The sequence below is a fragment of the Nocardia sp. NPDC004654 genome (assembly GCF_040609595.1).
Classification (GTDB): domain Bacteria; phylum Actinomycetota; class Actinomycetes; order Mycobacteriales; family Mycobacteriaceae; genus Nocardia.
In genome coordinates this window covers 458,643-475,270 of sequence record NZ_JBEXKI010000006.1, presented here as the reverse complement: position 1 = coordinate 475,270, position 16,628 = coordinate 458,643, and the positions used below count along the sequence as shown (strand labels likewise).

The 16,628-nt window shown below is 68.8% G+C and carries 14 protein-coding genes and 1 pseudogene; 9 read left to right on the top strand and 6 right to left on the bottom strand.

Going from position 1 to position 16,628, the window contains the following annotated elements; translation table 11 throughout:
* Positions 1-16: 16 nt before the first annotated feature.
* Positions 17-760 (bottom strand): annotated as a pseudogene (locus ABZV58_RS22710) (M23 family metallopeptidase); the annotation flags it as partial.
* 1,183 nt (positions 761-1,943) lie between these two features.
* On the opposite strand from ABZV58_RS22710, the gene sucC reads away from it, so the two are divergent.
* The 7 genes from sucC to ABZV58_RS22675 all read left to right on the top strand — a co-directional run bounded on the left by sucC (position 1,944) and on the right by ABZV58_RS22675 (position 10,664).
* Positions 1,944-3,110 (top strand): ADP-forming succinate--CoA ligase subunit beta, encoded by a 1,167-nt coding sequence (sucC, locus tag ABZV58_RS22705; RefSeq protein WP_355002129.1) that lies wholly within the window; start codon positions 1,944-1,946, stop codon positions 3,108-3,110.
* An 11-nt stretch (positions 3,111-3,121) separates the two neighbouring features.
* Positions 3,122-4,036 carry a succinate--CoA ligase subunit alpha gene (sucD, locus tag ABZV58_RS22700; protein WP_355002128.1) on the top strand — a complete coding sequence of 305 codons (915 nt, stop codon included), beginning with the start codon at positions 3,122-3,124 and terminating at the stop codon, positions 4,034-4,036.
* Between the two features lie 170 nt (positions 4,037-4,206).
* Positions 4,207-5,265: a DUF5336 domain-containing protein gene (locus ABZV58_RS22695; RefSeq protein WP_355002127.1), complete on the top strand. Its 1,059-nt coding sequence runs from the start codon at positions 4,207-4,209 to the stop codon at positions 5,263-5,265.
* A gap of 161 nt (positions 5,266-5,426) precedes the next feature.
* A complete protein-coding gene (locus ABZV58_RS22690) occupies positions 5,427-6,941 on the top strand; it encodes a DUF6350 family protein (protein ID WP_355002126.1) in 1,515 nt (504 codons plus the stop codon).
* Between the two features lie 419 nt (positions 6,942-7,360).
* The gene (gene purN / locus ABZV58_RS22685; protein WP_355002125.1) at positions 7,361-7,993 is read left to right on the top strand and encodes a phosphoribosylglycinamide formyltransferase; all 633 of its coding nucleotides are present in this window, start codon (positions 7,361-7,363) and stop codon (positions 7,991-7,993) included.
* Positions 7,994-8,013: 20 nt separating this feature from the next.
* Positions 8,014-9,591: a bifunctional phosphoribosylaminoimidazolecarboxamide formyltransferase/IMP cyclohydrolase gene (purH, locus tag ABZV58_RS22680; RefSeq protein WP_355002226.1), complete on the top strand. Its 1,578-nt coding sequence runs from the start codon at positions 8,014-8,016 to the stop codon at positions 9,589-9,591.
* Positions 9,592-9,776: 185 nt separating this feature from the next.
* Positions 9,777-10,664: a TIGR01777 family oxidoreductase gene (locus ABZV58_RS22675; protein WP_355002124.1), complete on the top strand. Its 888-nt coding sequence runs from the start codon at positions 9,777-9,779 to the stop codon at positions 10,662-10,664.
* Positions 10,665-10,842: 178 nt separating this feature from the next.
* Here the strand turns inward: ABZV58_RS22675 and ABZV58_RS22670 are convergent, their stop codons facing one another.
* Entirely contained in the window at positions 10,843-11,295 is a 453-nt protein-coding gene (locus tag ABZV58_RS22670; RefSeq protein WP_355002123.1) for a hypothetical protein, read from the bottom strand.
* Between the two features lie 168 nt (positions 11,296-11,463).
* On the opposite strand from ABZV58_RS22670, the gene ABZV58_RS22665 reads away from it, so the two are divergent.
* Complete coding sequence (locus ABZV58_RS22665; RefSeq protein WP_355002122.1) at positions 11,464-12,024, top strand: LysM peptidoglycan-binding domain-containing protein; 561 nt, start codon at positions 11,464-11,466, stop codon at positions 12,022-12,024.
* Between the two features lie 119 nt (positions 12,025-12,143).
* Here ABZV58_RS22665 and ABZV58_RS22660 read toward each other — a convergent pair whose 3' ends face one another.
* From ABZV58_RS22660 to ABZV58_RS22645, 4 genes are read right to left on the bottom strand one after another with little or no spacing between them, the layout of a single operon-like run.
* Positions 12,144-12,965, bottom strand: coding sequence for an AAA family ATPase (locus tag ABZV58_RS22660; RefSeq protein ID WP_355002121.1), 822 nt, complete (start codon positions 12,963-12,965; stop codon positions 12,144-12,146).
* Positions 12,952-13,620: an HAD family hydrolase gene (locus tag ABZV58_RS22655; RefSeq protein ID WP_355002120.1), complete on the bottom strand. Its 669-nt coding sequence runs from the start codon at positions 13,618-13,620 to the stop codon at positions 12,952-12,954. Before ABZV58_RS22655 ends, ABZV58_RS22660 begins: the two co-directional genes overlap by 14 nt.
* A 2-nt stretch (positions 13,621-13,622) precedes the next feature.
* Positions 13,623-15,230, bottom strand: coding sequence for an MFS transporter (locus tag ABZV58_RS22650; protein ID WP_355002119.1), 1,608 nt, complete (start codon positions 15,228-15,230; stop codon positions 13,623-13,625).
* Positions 15,231-15,270: 40 nt separating this feature from the next.
* Positions 15,271-15,897: a hypothetical protein gene (locus ABZV58_RS22645; protein ID WP_355002118.1), complete on the bottom strand. Its 627-nt coding sequence runs from the start codon at positions 15,895-15,897 to the stop codon at positions 15,271-15,273.
* Positions 15,898-16,026: 129 nt separating this feature from the next.
* Here ABZV58_RS22645 and ABZV58_RS22640 point away from each other — a divergent pair, with 129 nt between their 5' ends.
* The gene (locus ABZV58_RS22640; protein WP_355002117.1) at positions 16,027-16,611 is read left to right on the top strand and encodes a TetR/AcrR family transcriptional regulator; all 585 of its coding nucleotides are present in this window, start codon (positions 16,027-16,029) and stop codon (positions 16,609-16,611) included.
* Positions 16,612-16,628: the final 17 nt, after the last annotated feature.

The window sequence follows — 16,628 nt, the reverse complement described above, 5'->3', positions numbered from 1 at the left end:
TGCCGTTGCTCACTCGTCAGTCGCGCCGGGGGCCGAGGCCTATGCCGCGGGTCGCCAGCCAGGGCAGCGGGTCGACCTTGTCGACGCCGTTGAGCCAGACCTCGAAGTGGACGTGCGGGCCGGTGGAGAAGCCGCGGTTGCCCATGGTGGCGATCTGATCGCCCGCCAACACGCGCTCGCCCTGGGAGACCGTGGCGGTGTCGATGTGGCCGTAGATGGTGACGGTGCCGTCGTCGTGCAGCAGCCGCACCCACATGCCGAAGCCCGCGGCCGGGCCCGCCTCGATGACGGTGCCGTCGGCGACCGCGTAGATCGGGGTGCCGATCGGGCCGGCGACGTCGATGCCGAGGTGCTGGACGCCCCAGCGGGCGCCGAAACCGGAAGTGAAGTTGCCCGCGGCGAAGCGCGCGAACAGCGGGCGCAGCTTCGCGGCCTCCGCGGCGGCGAGATCCTCCGCGTACTTGCGGCCCTTCTCCAGGATGTCGTTGAACTGACCGAGATTCGCCGGGCTGGAGACGTTCAGCACCTGCGGCGAGTCGGGCGAGGAGTTCGGGTCGGCCATGCTGACCGACTGGGCGGCGATCTCGTGGATCTGTCCCGCGGCCTCGTAGTCGATGGTGTGCGAGGGCTGCTCGGGCGAGGCCATCGCGGCCTGTCCCGCGGCGACGACAGCGCCCGCCGCGACGGCGACGACCGCGGCGCGGCCCTTGAGCGCGGTGGGGGGCGCGGGCATCCGGTGCGCGCCACCACGTCTGCTGGGATCTCTGGCCGGGATGACGGTCGGCGTCGCGGAGCCTGCGGTCGGCTCCTCCCCGTCGCCCCAAGCCTCTTCGGCAGACCAGGTGTTCTCGGAAGACCAGGAGTGCTCGGCGGACCAGTCGTTCTCGGAAGCTTCGGTCCAGGCGTCACCGCCCTCGGACCATCCGTTGCCGGCCTCGGCGCCCCAGGAGTTGTCGCCCTGTTCGGTCCAAGCCGCTCCGGGCTGCGCGGTCCACGCGCTGTCGGCGGTCCATCCGTTGTCGGCCTGTGGCGTCCACGCCTCGTCCGCGTCCGGCGACCAAGAGTTGTCGGCGGTCCACGCGCCGCCGTCGGACCACGAATTCTGCTCGGCCCATTCGGTATTCGCGGACCACGCGCCCGTGTTCTCGTCGTGGTGCGCGCCCTCGGCGGCGTAGTCGGCCGCGCCTGCGGCGGCGTATCCGGTCGCGCCTGCGGCACTGGAGTATGCGGTGGCGCCCGTGGCGCCTGCGTAACGGCTGTTCGACGACGGGAAGGCGCGTCGGCCGTGATCACCGTGATCGAAGGATTCGTCGTCGTCGCGATAACGATGTCCCGAGCGAGAGCGATTGTCGGGAGCGAGGGTGGAGCGGTGGTTCATCGGCGGTGCCACATCGTGGAGCGGGAGATGGTCACGGTGCCGAGAAATCGGCAGAAGGTCGACGTCGAAGGCTGGTCCGCGGAGCGACTCACCGCCCACGGAGCGCTGTGCTGCATCAAGGCTTGCCGTCCTCCTGGATCCTTGGAACAACGGGGTCGTAACCTAGTTGTGACTTCGACCGCATTTACGGTAACGAAACGATTGCGGGGTCCGCAAGCGTTGCGGTCGATCTGTCCAAACATGTGAGATTGATCACCGTAACAGCGCGGAATAACTCACTATTTCCGGGGCACTCGAGTGAGGTTCGCCGACGACGATTTGTAGTAGATCGCCGTCCGCTCCCGGCTCGAGCGGCTCTACCTGGCAAACCCCCAACAAACTACTCGCCAGTAGCCTTGGCCAGCGGTTTTTCCGACCGGCGGCGCCGCCCGTGACCTGCGCCACTTAGGATGAACGTGGCCGATTGGCCCTCCATGTGACTGGTTAGAGTCCGACCCGACCCGCTTCCGACGTCGGGCCGCCAACAAAGACGTTGTCATCACAACGCAGACGAGACGGTGAGTACATGGATCTCTTCGAATATCAGGCGAAGGAGCTCTTCGTTAAGCACGGAGTGCCTTCGTCCGAGGGCCGCGTCACGGACACGGCCGAGGACGCCCGCGCCATCGCGGAGGAAATCGGCAAGCCGGTGATGATCAAGGCCCAGGTCAAGGCCGGTGGCCGCGGTAAGGCGGGTGGCGTCAAGTACGCCGCCACCCCGGAGGACGCGTTCACGCACGCGCAGAACATCATCGGCCTGGACATCAAGGGCCACATCACCAAGAAGATCCTGGTCGCCGAGGCCAAGGACATCGCGGAGGAGTACTACATCTCCTTCCTGCTCGACCGCTCCAACCGGACCTACCTGGCGATGTGCTCGGTCGAGGGCGGCATGGAGATCGAAGAGGTCGCCGCGACCAAGCCCGAGCGCCTCGCCAAGGTCCCCGTCGACGCCGTCAAGGGTGTCGACCTCGCGTTCGCGCGTTCGATCGCCGAGCAGGGCCACCTGCCCGCCGACGTGCTGGACGCCGCGGCGGTGACCATTCAGAAGCTGTGGGAGGTGTTCATCAAGGAGGACGCCACCCTGGTCGAGGTCAACCCGCTGGTGCGCACCCCTCAGGACGAGATCCTCGCCCTGGACGGCAAGGTCACCCTGGACGAGAACGCCGAGTTCCGTCAGCCCGGCCACGAGGCGTTCGCGGACAAGGACGCGACCGACCCGCTGGAGCTGAAGGCCAAGGAGAACGACCTCAACTACGTCAAGCTCGACGGTGAGGTCGGCATCATCGGCAACGGCGCCGGTCTGGTCATGTCGACCCTGGACGTCGTCGCCTACGCGGGCGAGAACCACGGCGGCGTCAAGCCCGCCAACTTCCTCGACATCGGTGGCGGCGCCTCGGCCGAGGTGATGGCGGCCGGGCTCGACGTCATCCTGGGCGACGCGCAGGTCAAGAGCGTGTTCGTGAACGTCTTCGGCGGCATCACCGCCTGTGACGCGGTCGCGAACGGCATCGTCAAAGCGCTGGAGATCCTCGGTTCCGAGGCGAACAAGCCGCTGGTCGTGCGTCTGGACGGCAACAAGGTCGACGAGGGCCGCAAGATCCTCGTCGACGCCGCGCACCCGCTGATCACGCTTGCGCAGACAATGGACGAAGGCGCCGACAAGGCCGCCGAACTGGCAGCGGCCAAGTAAGGAAACCGGAAATGTCTATCTTCCTGAACAAGGACTCGAAGGTCATCGTCCAGGGCATCACCGGCGGCGAGGGCACCAAGCACACCGCGCTGATGCTCAAGGCGGGCACCCAGGTCGTCGGCGGTGTCAACGCGCGCAAGGCGGGCACCACCGTCGCGCACACCGACAAGGACGGCAACGCGATCGAGCTGCCGGTCTTCGGCACCGTCGAAGAGGCGATCAAGGCGACCGGCGCGGACGTGTCCATCGCGTTCGTCCCGCCGAAGTTCTCGAAGGACGCCATCATCGAGGCCATCGACGCGGAGATCCCGCTGCTGGTGGTCATCACCGAGGGCATCCCGGTGCAGGACACCGCCTACGCGTGGGCCTACAACGTGGAGAAGGGCAACAAGACCCGGATCATCGGCCCGAACTGCCCCGGCATCATCACCCCCGGCGAGTCGCTGGTCGGCATCACCCCGGCCAACATCACCGGCAAGGGCCCGGTCGGCCTGGTCTCGAAGTCCGGCACGCTGACCTACCAGATGATGTACGAGCTGCGCGATTTCGGCTTCTCGACCGCTATCGGCATCGGCGGCGACCCGGTCATCGGCACCACCCACATCGACGCCATCGAGGCGTTCGAGAAGGACCCGGAGACCAAGCTCATCGTCATGATCGGCGAGATCGGCGGCGACGCCGAGGAGCGGGCCGCGGCCTACATCAAGGCCAACGTCACCAAGCCGGTGGTCGGCTACGTCGCGGGCTTCACCGCCCCCGAGGGCAAGACCATGGGCCACGCGGGCGCGATCGTCTCCGGCTCGGCGGGCACTGCCCAGGCGAAGAAGGACGCGCTGGAGGCCGCGGGCGTCAAGGTCGGCAAGACGCCGTCGGAGACCGCCGCGCTCGCTCGCGAGATCCTGGAGAAGGCAAGCATCAGCGCCTGATTCGGTTCGAACGAAATCGTTACGAGGGCCGCCTTTCCGCTGGAAAGGTGGCCCTCGTCGTCCGTCCGCCGGGTCGTCTGACCAGTTGTTCGAGGATGACCCGAAGGGGCGAGTGCAGTAGCGTCAAGAGAGATCCAGCCGAACAACGACTCGACGTAGGAGACGACGACATGTCATACCCGACCGGGGGCTCCGGGTACAACACACCCGCGACGCCCTCCGCACCATCCAGCCCGAGCCAGACCGCTGGTGGTGCAGGCACAGGTGCGAGCGCTTCCGGTTCCGATGCCAAGGGGCTGCCGTTCTTCCTGGTGGTCGGTGTCGCAGCGCTCGGCGTGATCAACTTCCTGCTCGGATTCCTGCCGTTCGCGGTGGAGGAGATCGAGCGCTCCGGCGCCACCATCACCGGCGACAGCTACAGCGGTTTCACGCTGTTCGGCGCGCCCGGCGCGCTCGGGCTGCTGCTGCTCGGCGGTCTTCTCGCCGGATTCTCGTTGCTGCCCAAGCAGAATTGGAAGGGCGCGGCCGCCGCCGCTTCGGCCGCGGGCTTCCTCCTCCTGCTGTTCCAGACCATCGCGCTACCGGACCAGCTCACCGCGGAGTTCGGCGCGTGGGTGCTGATCTTCCTCGCGCTGGTGCAGACCGGCGTCGCGGTCGCCGCGGTGCTGTTCGAGGCGGGCATCATCAAGGCGCCCGCCCCCAAGCCCGCGTCCGCGCAGGGCGCGCAGGCCGGTTTCGGCGGTCAGGCTCAGGGCGGCTACGGCCAGCAGCAGTTCGGCCAGGCCGGTCAGTACGGCCAGCAGAGCCAGCCGAGCCAGCCGGTCTACGGTCAGCAGCCGGGCCAGACCTATGGCCAGGCGGGCTACGGCACCGGCCAGCAGTACCAGTCGCAGCAGCAGCCGTACGGCCAGAGCCAGCCGAGCCAGCCGACTTACGGTCAGCAGCAGCCGGGCCAGACCTACGGCCAGCAGTCCTACGGTCAGCAGCCGGGTTACGGTGCGCCGCAGCAGGGTTCGCCGTACGGCGCCGCGCCCGCGCAGCCGCAGCAGCAGCCGCGTCCGGACGAGAGCGCCACGCAGCACTTCGGCGGCGCGCAGTCCGGTCAGCAGCAGTACGGTGCGCCCGGTTACGGTCAGGCCCAGCAGGGCCAGCCGTTCGGCGGCGAGAAGCCGTCCGACCCGGCGAGCGACGCCACCCAGGCGTTCCGCCCGTCCGACGACAACAAGTAAGAGACGCAGGTACCGCGAGCACCTACCCGGACCGGGTGGGTGCTCGCGGCGCGCCTGACCCGCTCACCTCGGGAAAGGTGTCACGCTGAAGTGCCATGAACTCGTCACGGAACTCTCTCGTCCGCTGGACCGGTGGGGAACCCGACACATCGGAATCGCCGATGAGTAGCGGTCATCCGTCCGAAGCCGACGAATCCGGGTTCCTGTCCCTCACCCCGGAACGCGCCAGGGTCCTGCTGCTCGTCGCGGCCCGCCCGGCCACCTTCGCGCTCAGCGCGATCGTGGTGCTCGCGCTGGTCACATTGCTCGCCGCGGACAGCGGACTGGCGGGCGCCTCCGGCGCCATCGCCGCGAGCTGGCTTGCGGTGCACCAGGTTCCGTTGGTGATCGGGAAAACTACGCTGGGTCTTCTTCCGCTGTTGCCGACCGCGCTGCTGCTCGGCGCGGCAGGGCGGGAGTGCTACCACGCGGTGGCGCCGAACAGTTCGCGCACCGAGCTCGGCTGGGTGGTGGGGGCCGCGCTCGGCGGACCGCTGCTGCTCACCGCGGTCTGCCTGGCCGTCGCGGAGGACGCCTCCGCCGTGGTCGCGCTGCAACCGCCGAACAGCCTCGCCTCCTTCGGCTGGGTCCTCTTCCTGCACCTACTCGCTGCCTGCGCCGGTATCGCGCTGCGGATGCGACGCCGGATCTTCGACCTGGTGCGCGCACCCGAATGGGCGATCGCGGGCGTCTACGGCGCGGGCCGCACGGTGCTTCGCCTGCTCGGCTGCGCCGCGGCGGTCACCCTGGTGTCGTTTCTCGCGCACTGGGGCGCCGTCGGCGATACCTACCGCTCCGCCGGAAATGCTTGGGGCTTCATCGGTCTGACGCTGCTGTCGCTGGCCTACCTGCCGAATGTCGTGCTCGGCGCGCTCGGCGTCCTGATGGGCGCGGGCGCGAATTTCGGTGCGGCCTCGATCGGCCTGTTCGGCGTGGTCGGCGGACCGGTTCCGGCGGTGCCGGTGATCGCGGCGGTGCCGACCGGACCGGCGGCGGCCTGGTGGGCGGTGTTGCTGGTGATCCCCGCGGCGGTCGGCGCGCTCGGCGGCGTGGACGCCGCACGCACATCCGGCGACCGCCGCACCGCGCCGTGGGCGACCCTGACCTCCGCCGGTGTGGCGACCTTGTCGCTCGTGCTGCTCGGTGCGCTGGCGGGCGGAGAACTCGGCTCCTTCGGGCGGGTCGGGCTGGAGCTGCCGATCTTCGCCCTGGTGAGCTTCCTATGGCTGGCCGGGGCGGGCTACGTCGGCCTGGTCTGCGCCAGGTACTTCATCGCTCCGGTCGGCGCGGTGCTGCCGGGCTACGACTACGACGACGATTACGACGCGGACTACTACGACACCGACGCGGACTACTACTACGACGACTCGGACGACTACGAATCCGACGGCTACCGCTACGCGGACGACGACTACCGCGACGACGAGTACTACGACGACCGGTACTACGACGACGACCCGCACGACGAGGACGACTCGCTCTACGAGGACGAGCCCGACGAAGCCCTCGACGGCGAACTCATCGATGAGCCGCCCACTCCCACCACCGCCCCACGCCAAGCCGCGCCGGACATCGTCGACGCCGAGGTCATCGAGCCCGACGCCGACCTCGACCCCCACCCCGACGCCCGGCGCTAGCGGCAGACCCCGTCGACGACCGCCGCACGGCCGCGCCGATTTCGAGGCCAGCTCTACCAACACCACCAGCCCCACCGGCCCCGGTTCGTCGCACTCGCCCGACCGTCCCGACTGAATGTCACCCTCACCGGCCGACGCCAGCTGGAGGTCATCTTCGGTCGGGATGGTCGTAGTGGACTGAATGTCACCTTCACCGGCTGGTACCTGGTCGTGGTCACCTTCGGTCGAAAGGTCGCGGCGGGCCAGCCCTGACGGAGGCGAAGGCACGCACTAGCATCCGCGCGTTCGGCCGCGCTCGCCACCGGTCGAAAGTCACGAACAGGCCACCGACTAGGCTTTACTCCGGCGGCGCCCCGATCCGGCCGCCGTTCCGACCGACACGCAGGAGTAGAGCGCTGACGTCTCCGCATGCCGAGTGGGTGCCCGCCGCGGCGCCCGCCACCGTAGTCGTGCTCGCCTCGGGCACCGGGTCGCTGCTGCGCGCGCTCCTCGACGCGGCGAGCGCCGCCGACTATCCCGCGAAGATCGTCGCGGTCGGCGTCGACCGTGTCTGCGCCGCCACCGAACACGCCGACGCCGCGGGCGTCCCGCATTTCCGGGTGGCGCTGAGAGACTTTCCCGACCGCATGGCATGGGATGCCGCGCTGACCGAGGCGGTGGCCGCCCACGAGCCGGACCTGGTGGTCTCGGCCGGGTTCATGAAGATCCTCGGTCCCGCGTTCATGAACCGCTTCGGCGGGCGGATCATCAACACCCATCCCGCGCTGCTGCCGTCGTTTCCCGGTGCGCACGGCGTGCGCGACGCGCTCGCGTACGGGGTGCGGGTCACCGGCTCGACGGTGCACTTGGTCGACTCGGGCGTCGACACCGGACCGATCCTCGCGCAGGAGGCGGTGCCGGTGCTGCCCGACGACGACGAGGACTCCCTGCACGAGCGGATCAAGGTTGTCGAGCGACGGTTGCTGGCGGAGGTTGTCGCCGCCGTCGCGACGCGAGGCATTGTCTCCGACGGACGAAAGGCAGTAATTCCAGATGAGCGGGTGCGCCAGTGAGTGAGCGTAGCGAAGCGACCGTGGTTCCGGCCGATCGCAAGGCGATCAACAGGGCGCTGGTGAGCGTCTACGACAAGACGGGGCTCATCGAGCTCGCGACCGGTCTGCACGCGGCGGGCATCGAGCTGGTCTCCACCGGTTCGACGGCCGCCAAGATCGCCGACGCGGGCATCCCGGTGACCAAGGTCGAGGAGCTGACCGGGTTCCCGGAGACGCTGGACGGCCGGGTCAAGACCCTGCACCCGAGGGTGCACGCGGGCATCCTCGCCGACACGCGCAAGCAGGAGCACGTCGATCAGCTGGTCGAGCTGGGCGTCGAGGCGTTCCAGCTCGTGGTGGTGAACCTCTACCCGTTCACCCAGACCGTCGCGAGCGGCGCGAGCCCGGACGAGTGCGTCGAGCAGATCGATATCGGCGGCCCGTCCATGGTGCGCGCGGCGGCGAAGAACCACCCGTCGGTCGCCGTGGTCGTGGACAGCGGCGACTACGACGACGTGCTCGCCGCGGTGAAGTCGGGCGGCTTCACCCTCGCGCAGCGGACGGCGTTGGCGGCCAAGGCCTTCCAGCACACCGCGAGCTACGACGTCGCGGTGGCGAGCTGGATGACCAGCGTGCTGGCCCCCGGCGTGGCCGAGGAGCCCGCCAGCACGCCGTTCCCCGAGTGGATCGGCGGCAGCTGGGAGCGCGCCGCGGTGCTGCGCTACGGCGAGAATCCGCACCAGGCGGCGGCGCTGTACACCGACAACGGCGGTTCGGTCGGGCTGGCGCAGGCGGAGCAGTTGCACGGCAAGGAGATGTCGTACAACAACTACACCGATGCCGACGCCGCATGGCGCGCCGCCTACGACCACGAGGCGCCCGCGGTGGCGATCATCAAGCACGCCAACCCGTGCGGCATCGCGATCGGCGCCGACATCGCCGAGTCGCACCGCAAGGCGCACGCCTGCGATCCGGTGAGCGCCTTCGGCGGCGTGATCGCGGCCAACCGCGAGGTCACCGTGGAGATGGCCGAGCAGGTCGCCGATATCTTCACCGAGGTCATCGTGGCGCCGTCCTACGCGGACGGCGCGGTAGAGGTGTTGCAGCGCAAGAAGAACGTGCGCATCCTGGTCGCCGAGCCGCCGCAGCGGGCGGGCGCGGAACTGCGTCCGATCAGCGGCGGCGCGCTGCTACAGCAGCGCGACATCCTCGACGCCGAGGGCGACGACTCGGCCAACTGGACCCTCGCCACCGGCGAGCCCGCGGACGAGCAGACCCTCGCCGATCTCGAATTCGCTTGGCGCGCATGCCGCGCGGTGAAGTCCAACGCCATCCTGCTCGCCCACGACGGCGCGTCGGTCGGCGTCGGCATGGGGCAGGTCAACCGGGTGGACGCGGTGCAGCTCGCGGTGCAGCGCGCGGGGGACCGGGCCAAGGGCTCGGTGGCCGCCTCCGACGCGTTCTTCCCGTTCCCGGACGGACCGCAGCAACTGATCCAGGCCGGTATCCGCGCCATCGTGCAGCCCGGTGGTTCGGTCCGCGATCAGGAGACCATCGACCTGGCCCGCGAGGCCGGTGTGACGCTCTACCTCACCGGGTCTCGCCACTTCGCGCACTGATCCGAGCGAACGCGGAGAGCGATCCCGAAAGGGGTCCGCTCTCCGCGTTCTTCGTGTTCACCGGCACCCCTGATCAATCGATGCCGCAGCGCCGCAAGGCTTTTCGGTAACCGAACTGGACGTCTGGATCTCATTATCCGGTATGGAATCCCCGGAACAGTATTTCCATGGTGCAGAATGTACGCATGCGTATCGTGGTCGCCGGGGCATCGGGGTTCCTCGGCAAGTATCTGGTCTCCAAGCTGAACGACGACGGCCACGATGTGGTCCGCCTGGTGCGTCGAGAAGCCGTGCGTCCGGACGAGATCAGCTGGGACCCTTACGGTTCCATCTTCGACAGCGGCATCGTGGCGGGTGCGGGCGCGGTGATCAACCTGTGCGGCGCGACCGTGGCCGGCAAGCGCTGGTCGCCCGCGTACAAGGAGGAGATGCGCGACAGCCGCATCGTGCCGTCCAGGGTGCTGTCCCGCGCGGTGGCCGAGACCGGCGTCCCCGTCCTGCTCAACGCGTCGGCCGCCGGTTGGTACGGCGACAGCGGCGATCAGGACGTCGACGAATTCGCACCGCACGGAACGGATTTCCTCGGCACCATGTGCCGGGATTGGGAAGCGGCCACCGAGGCCGCCGCCACCGCCGGTGTCCGGGTGGTGCTGCTGCGCACCGCGAACGTGCTCTCCGCCGACTCGATGCTCGTCGAGCGGCTTCGCCCGCTGTTCCGGCTCGGGCTCGGCGGCAAGTTCGGCACCGGCCGCCAGTACCTGCCGTGGATCACGCTGCACGACTGGCTCGAGGCGGTGAACTGGCTGCTGACCTTCTCGGTCTCCGGCCCGGTGAACCTGTCCGCCCCGGAGACGGTCACCAACGCCGAGTTCACCACCGCCTTCGCCGCGGCGATGAACCGGCGCGCCGTGCTGACGCTGCCCGGCGCCGTGCTCAAGCTGATCGGCGGCGAGGGCGGCGCGGAGATGCTGCACGGGCACAAGATGGTGCCGAAGGCGCTGGTGGGCAATGGTTTCGAGTTCACGCACAGCACGCTGGATCAAGCCATGAAGTACACCTTCGCCACGCGCTGAGCGGTTACGCCGAGGGGTGGTGGTCCGGCCGGGCGCGGACCGTCCGGCCGGACCGCCGGGCAAGCGTCGGGTCGAGCCGACGCCCGCGTCAGGCGGCGCTGCGTGGCCGGGCCGCGCTGTGTGGTCAGGCGGCGCTGTGTGGTCGGGCGGCGCTGTGTGGTCAGGCGGCGCTGAGTGGTCAGGCTGCGCTGAGCACCGTCCGGTCGCCCAGCGGCGCCTTCAGCGGGATCTCCATGGTGCCGAACACCGCGATCATCACGCACATCCGGCCGACGGCGTCGGCGCGGGTGCCGCCGCGCAACTCCACCGTGACCGTCTTGTCGGTCTCGGTGGTCACCGCGTCCACGCCGTAGCATTCCGGCGCGCCGGTCTGGAAGTTGACGGCGATCTTGTCGTCGGCGACGCGGGCCCACGAGGTGAACGGGATCGGGTGCGCGCCGACGATCGTCGGATCGGCCGTGAACGGCTGGCCCTGCGGCTGCGCGACCTCGCTCGGCGTGGGCGGCGCGGAAGTGGTTGCGCCGGAGGTGGTGTTCTGTTGCGCGCCATCGTCGTTCGAGCTACCGCACCCCGCGACGGTGAGGCCGAGCAGCAGGGCGGCGATGACGAGGCTGGTGCGGCGGCGATTCATGGCGACCACCATAGCGATCGACGCGCCGGTGAACATTCCTGGAACCCCGCGCGTTACTGCCTTCACCGACGTGGACTCGACTGTAGATTCGGCTCCGATGTGGGCAAGTGGCATACGCCCCGCATCGATGTCGAATGCTCCGCACAGTTGATCTTCGAAAGGAAAAACGTGGGCGACACGCTGCGCGTAGGCGAAGAACTTGCACTCGGCCAATCCCTGAGTGGCGGTGCGTACACCCTCACTCTGCAATCCGACGGCAACCTCGTCCTGTCGGAGCCGGATGGAAACGCCGTCTGGGCCACACAGACTCATGATCAGGGTGTGGAGCGGGCGACGTTCCAGCACGACGGCAACTTCGTGCTCTACAAGGGCGAGGGCGCCGCCTGGTCGACCGAGACCAACGGCGCGGACGCGGACCGCCTCGTCGTGCAGGCCGACCGCAACGTGGTGCTGTACGGCACCGACGGCAGCGCGCTGTGGGCGTCGGAAACCAAGACCGACAACCCGCTGCCCGCACCGGAGCAGGAACAGCCCGCCGAGGCGCAGGCCGCCGAGCAGGCGCCCCCGCAGCCCGCGGCGCAGACCTACACGGTGGAACCGGGCGACACCCTGTGGGCGATCGCCGAGCGCTTCTACGGCGACGGCAACCGCTACCAGGAGATCGCCGAGGCCAGCGGCATTCCGAACCCCGACGCGATCGAACCCGGTCAGGTGCTGACGATTCCGTAGCCGGACACCGTCTACGCCTGCGAAAAACAACGTGGGACCCCGGGACTAGCTCTCGGGGTCCCACGTCTTTCGCGTGAATGGTCTGAGGGGTCTTGCCCGCGTGGGGCTTTCGCCGATGGTCAGTATCGCATGGCGTAGGAGACCTTGCGCCACAGCGACTTCTTGCGTTGGGCTTCCTTGAACCGGTCGTCCTCTTCCAGCACCTCGGTGGCGGCGGATACCCGGCGCTTGGCCTCGGCGATGGCCTCGTCGACCGGCATCACGGTCTCCAGGTCGAACAGCTCGATGATCCGCGAAACCCGTTCGTGCACGGTCCCGCCCACCACTTCGTAGGGCAGCCCGATGTCCTTCACCACTTGCAGCAGTGTGTCGTCGGAGAGCTTGCGGAACGGTTCCGACACCGGGCGGTGGCCGTCGGCCTTCATCTCGAATTCCACCGGCAGGTGCACATAGGCGTCGTAGAGCCTGGCGGCCCGCTCTTTGACGACGTCGCCGATGATGTCGGTGTACTCCCGCAGCGGCGCCTTGCGCCCGATGCCCGCGGCGGCCTTCACGGTGCGCAGCAGCAGCCCCGCGCCGGGATTGATGCCGACCGCCATTCGCGCGGTGCCGTACACCCATTCGTGCACCACGGAGCCGTCGGAGATGAAAGAGCCGCCGCCGGATTCGTTGTGCACCCGCTCCTCGAAGCGGCGCAGCCCGAGTTGCAGCAACTCGATGGAGTTCAGCTCCATCACCGTCTTGCCCGGAGCGAGATCGATCAGCAACTCACGAGAGGTGAGCGCGTGCGTACGCGGGATCCCGGTGGCGATCGAGAGCGTCTCGGTCGTCGTGCTCTTGCCGACGCCGTAGGTGCCCGAGATGGCCAGCTTCAGGCTGTCGCGGCGCTGCCCGCCAACTAGATACACGGGTTTCTTCTCCGATCGCTCAGTGGTCGTCACGCAGCACTTCCCAGCCGCGCTCGGCCGCGACCCGCTCCAGCGCGGGGTCGACCGGGACGACGGCCGGGTGGCCGATCGTCTCCAGTACGGGTACATCGCTGAGATGGTCGCCGAAGCCGAAATCGCCCGCGAGGTCGTGCTCGGGGTATCTGGCCGCGAACGCTTCCACCTCGGCGCGCTTGGCCGCGCCGATGAGGGACTTGCGCACCGCGCCGGTGTACACGCCGTCGCGCTCTTCCAGCTCGGTGCACAGCACGCCCGCGCAGTCCAGTTCGATCTCGATCGGTCGCAGGCAGGCGCGGAAGGAGCCGGAGACCAGTACCGTCTCCACGCCCTGCGCGCGCAGCTCGCCGAGCCGCCGCACGAGGGGCTCGCGGTAGAGCCCGTCGGCACGGACGCGATCGTGCCAGGCGCGCGCGTTGTCCTCGACCTCGCGGACCGGGATGTCGGTCCAGAGCAGGTAATAGCTCCGGTTCAGCGTCTCCCGGTCCGCTCCGGTCTCGGCCAGGCGTTGCATCCGCTTCTGATGCATGACCAGCACCTCCCCGCGCCCGGTGCCTTCGAAGAAGTACTGGGCGAAGTGCTGCAAGGTGCTGATTCGCAGCAGGGTGTGGTCCACGTCGGTGAACGCGAAGCGCGGCCTGGTCGCCAGCACGGTCAGGCCACCGGCGCGGGCTGGGTGTCGGCATCCTCGGTCGGCACGCCGGGGGTGGCGAGCGCGGCCTCGTCCAGATCGCGGCTGCGCAGCGTGAGGAACGCGATCGCACCGGAGACGGCCGCGAGCACCGCGGCCAGCACCATGGCGTTCTCCAAGCCGCTGACGAAGGCCGATTCCGCTGCCGCGCGGACCGATTCGGCGACCGACTCGGGCACCTCGGCCGCGACGACGGCGGGACCGCCGGCCGCCACCGCGTCGCCCGCCTCGGCGGCCTTGTCGCCGAAGACCGTGCGCGCCGCCTCGGATTCGGTGAAGGCGCTGCCGACCCGGTTCTGGAAGAACGCGCCGACCGCGGCGATGCCGATGGCCAGACCGGCCTGCTGGAAGGTCTCGTTCACGCCCGAGGCCATGCCCGCCTTGTCCGGGCTGGTGACCGCGATCGAGAACGCGGCGCGCGGCGGGTTGAACACACCCATGCCGAGACCGATCAGCACCATGCCGGGGATCAGCGCGGTCCACGAGGAGCCGGGCTCGACGAGCAGCACCGCGACCAGACCCGCGGCGATGAGCAGCTGCGAGGCGCCGACCAGGATGGACGGCGGCAGCTTGGCGACCATGCTGCCCGCGATGGCGGCGGCGACGAACAGCAGCAGCGTCAGCGGGAGGAAGCGCACGCCGCTGGCGAAGGCGGAGTAGCCGAGCAGGTTCTGCACGTAGGAGATGAGCAGGAACAGCGCGGGCATCACCGACAGCGCGCACAGCGCGGTCACCACGGACAGGCCGTTGAAGGTGCGGTTGCGGAACAGCGTCAGGTCGAACATCGCGCGGTTCGGCCGGGAGATCTGCAGCCAGGTGAACACCGCGAGCAGCACGAGCGCCAGTGCGAAGCAGCCGATGATCCGGCCGCTGGTCCAGCCGTCCTGCTCGCCGCGCATGAAGCCGAGCACCAGGAAGAACAGACCGGCCGAGAAGGTGACCATGCCCGTCCAGTCCACGGGCGGCGGTGTGTCGCTGCGGGATTCGCGCATCTTCAGGTAGCCGACGGCGAGCGCGGCGATGGTCACCGGCACGTTGATCAGGAAGATCCAGCGCCAGCCAGCGGTCTCGGTGAGGGCGCCGCCGATCAGCGGGCCGAACGCGATCGCCAGACCTGCGACGCCGCCGAACACACCGAAGGCCATGCCGCGGTCCTTACCGCGGAACTCGTGTCCGAGCAGCGCCGGGCCGACCGCGAAGAGGATCGCGCCGCCGAGACCCTGCACGAGGCGGGCGACGATCAGCACGAAATCGTTCGGCGCGAGGCCGCAGGCCAGCGACGAGAGCACGAAGATCACCAGGCCCGCGTCGAAGACCTTCTTGCGGCCGATGCGGTCGGCGAGCGAACCCGCCGCGAGCAGCACCGCGGCGAGGCCGAGAGCGTAGGCGTCGAGGATCCACTGCAGGGCGGAGAACGTGGAATCGAAGGCTTCGCGGATATCGGGTAGCGCGACGTTGACGACGGTGAGGTCGAGCATCAGCATGAACGTCGCCAGCGCGACGACGACCAGCGTCCAGATCGCACTGTCCGATCGCTGTGGTGGCTTGGTCAAGGCGTCTGCGGATGCCATGGGAATTCCCCTCCAGGTGGTATGCGGCGACGGCTGTTGGTTATGCGGCGTGCAACGCTGCGGAGACCGCGTCGGGCACCGGCATCAGCTGCGGTAGCTGATACATTCCGGCCACCCGGGTGACGATTTCTTCGATGGACCCCCCGATCACCAGATAGGGGACGGTCCCTTCGTGCAGGGTGTCGAGCAGTAGTCGGTCGATCGTGCTGCGGTATCGGTCATCGCCTTCGGTGGCCGATTCCCGGTCCATCCGCAGATGAATGAACCCGTCGTAGGTGACGTTGGCCCGCCGGGTCACGATTCCGCCGTGCGCCAGCAGGTACTTCTTCTCGAAGATGCGATAGGGCAGGTCGCGCGGGTTCCACAGCCAGCGCCGGAGTCTGCGGGTTCGCCGCAGCGCCTCGGCCGCCACCCATTCCTGGAGCACCGAACCGTCGGAGACGAAACCCGAGGTCAGCCGGGCTTCGGAATCCACGCGCTGTTCGAAGCCGCGCACTGCGGCGTCGACCGTCGGCGCGAGCCTCCGGTCGACGCCCGGGGTGGCGAGGTGGGTGGAGATGGCCGCGTGGTCCAGGCCGGTGGCCAGCGCGAGAGCGGTGCAAACGGTGGTCTTACCCGTTCGCGGTGCGCCGGTCACGGCCAGTCGTAGCGCGGGTGCATCCTTCATCGGGCGTCCTTGTATAGCGGGTGCCCGCATTTCCGCGTATCCCCTTGTGTGCAAGCGGAATACGCGAACGCCAAATGCGGTTTCACCGGGTTCATCGAAAATCTAGTAATCAAGTGATAACTTGTCAACATGAGGGCCAGACTGAGCGCGGCCGAGCGTCGCGAGATGATTCTCGAGGCCGCTGGCCGAGCGTTCTCGCGCGGCGGCTACGCGGGCACCAGCACCGACGTCGTCGCGCTGGAGGCCGGGGTCTCGCAGCCGTACGTGGTGCGGATGTTCGGCACCAAGGCCGACCTCTTCCAGGAGGTCTTCGACCGGGCGGTGCAGTCCCTGCTCGCCGCGTTCGCCGCCGAACTGGAGGATCCGGAGGTCGCCGCGTCGCCCGAGGTGTGGAAACGCCTCGGCGGGGTCTACAACAGCCTGGTCGAGGACCGGGACGTGCTGGTCGTCCTGTTGCAGGGCTTCAGCGCGGCCGCCGGTCATCCGCAGATCGCCGCCGCCGCAAGGCGTTTCGTCTCCGCGCTGTACACCCTGCTGGTCGAACGCACCGGTTGCGACCCCGAGCGCGCACGGGAATTCATCGCCAACGGCATGCTGCTCAACGCGCTGCTGGCGATGAACGCCACCGAACACGCCGACGACCCCGCGCTGGCCGCGCTCGCGGAATGCGCGCTCGGCCAGGACTGCGGGTTCGACGCTCCGGAATCGGAGTGAGACGGACCGAATTCCGT

What these genes read in the sequence shown, in the direction of transcription:
- ABZV58_RS22690 (WP_355002126.1), top strand. Translation starts at nt 5,427, where the DNA reads ATGAGTAGCGGTCATCCGTCCGAAGCCGACGAATCCGGGTTCCTGTCC.
- ABZV58_RS22695 (WP_355002127.1), top strand. Translation starts at nt 4,207, where the DNA reads ATGTCATACCCGACCGGGGGCTCCGGGTACAACACACCCGCGACGCCC.
- ABZV58_RS22675 (WP_355002124.1), top strand. Translation starts at nt 9,777, where the DNA reads ATGCGTATCGTGGTCGCCGGGGCATCGGGGTTCCTCGGCAAGTATCTG.
- sucD (WP_355002128.1), top strand. Translation starts at nt 3,122, where the DNA reads ATGTCTATCTTCCTGAACAAGGACTCGAAGGTCATCGTCCAGGGCATC.
- ABZV58_RS22640 (WP_355002117.1), top strand. Translation starts at nt 16,027, where the DNA reads ATGAGGGCCAGACTGAGCGCGGCCGAGCGTCGCGAGATGATTCTCGAG.
- sucC (WP_355002129.1), top strand. Translation starts at nt 1,944, where the DNA reads ATGGATCTCTTCGAATATCAGGCGAAGGAGCTCTTCGTTAAGCACGGA.
- ABZV58_RS22645 (WP_355002118.1), bottom strand. Translation starts at nt 15,897, where the DNA reads ATGAAGGATGCACCCGCGCTACGACTGGCCGTGACCGGCGCACCGCGA.
- ABZV58_RS22670 (WP_355002123.1), bottom strand. Translation starts at nt 11,295, where the DNA reads ATGAATCGCCGCCGCACCAGCCTCGTCATCGCCGCCCTGCTGCTCGGC.
- ABZV58_RS22650 (WP_355002119.1), bottom strand. Translation starts at nt 15,230, where the DNA reads ATGGCATCCGCAGACGCCTTGACCAAGCCACCACAGCGATCGGACAGT.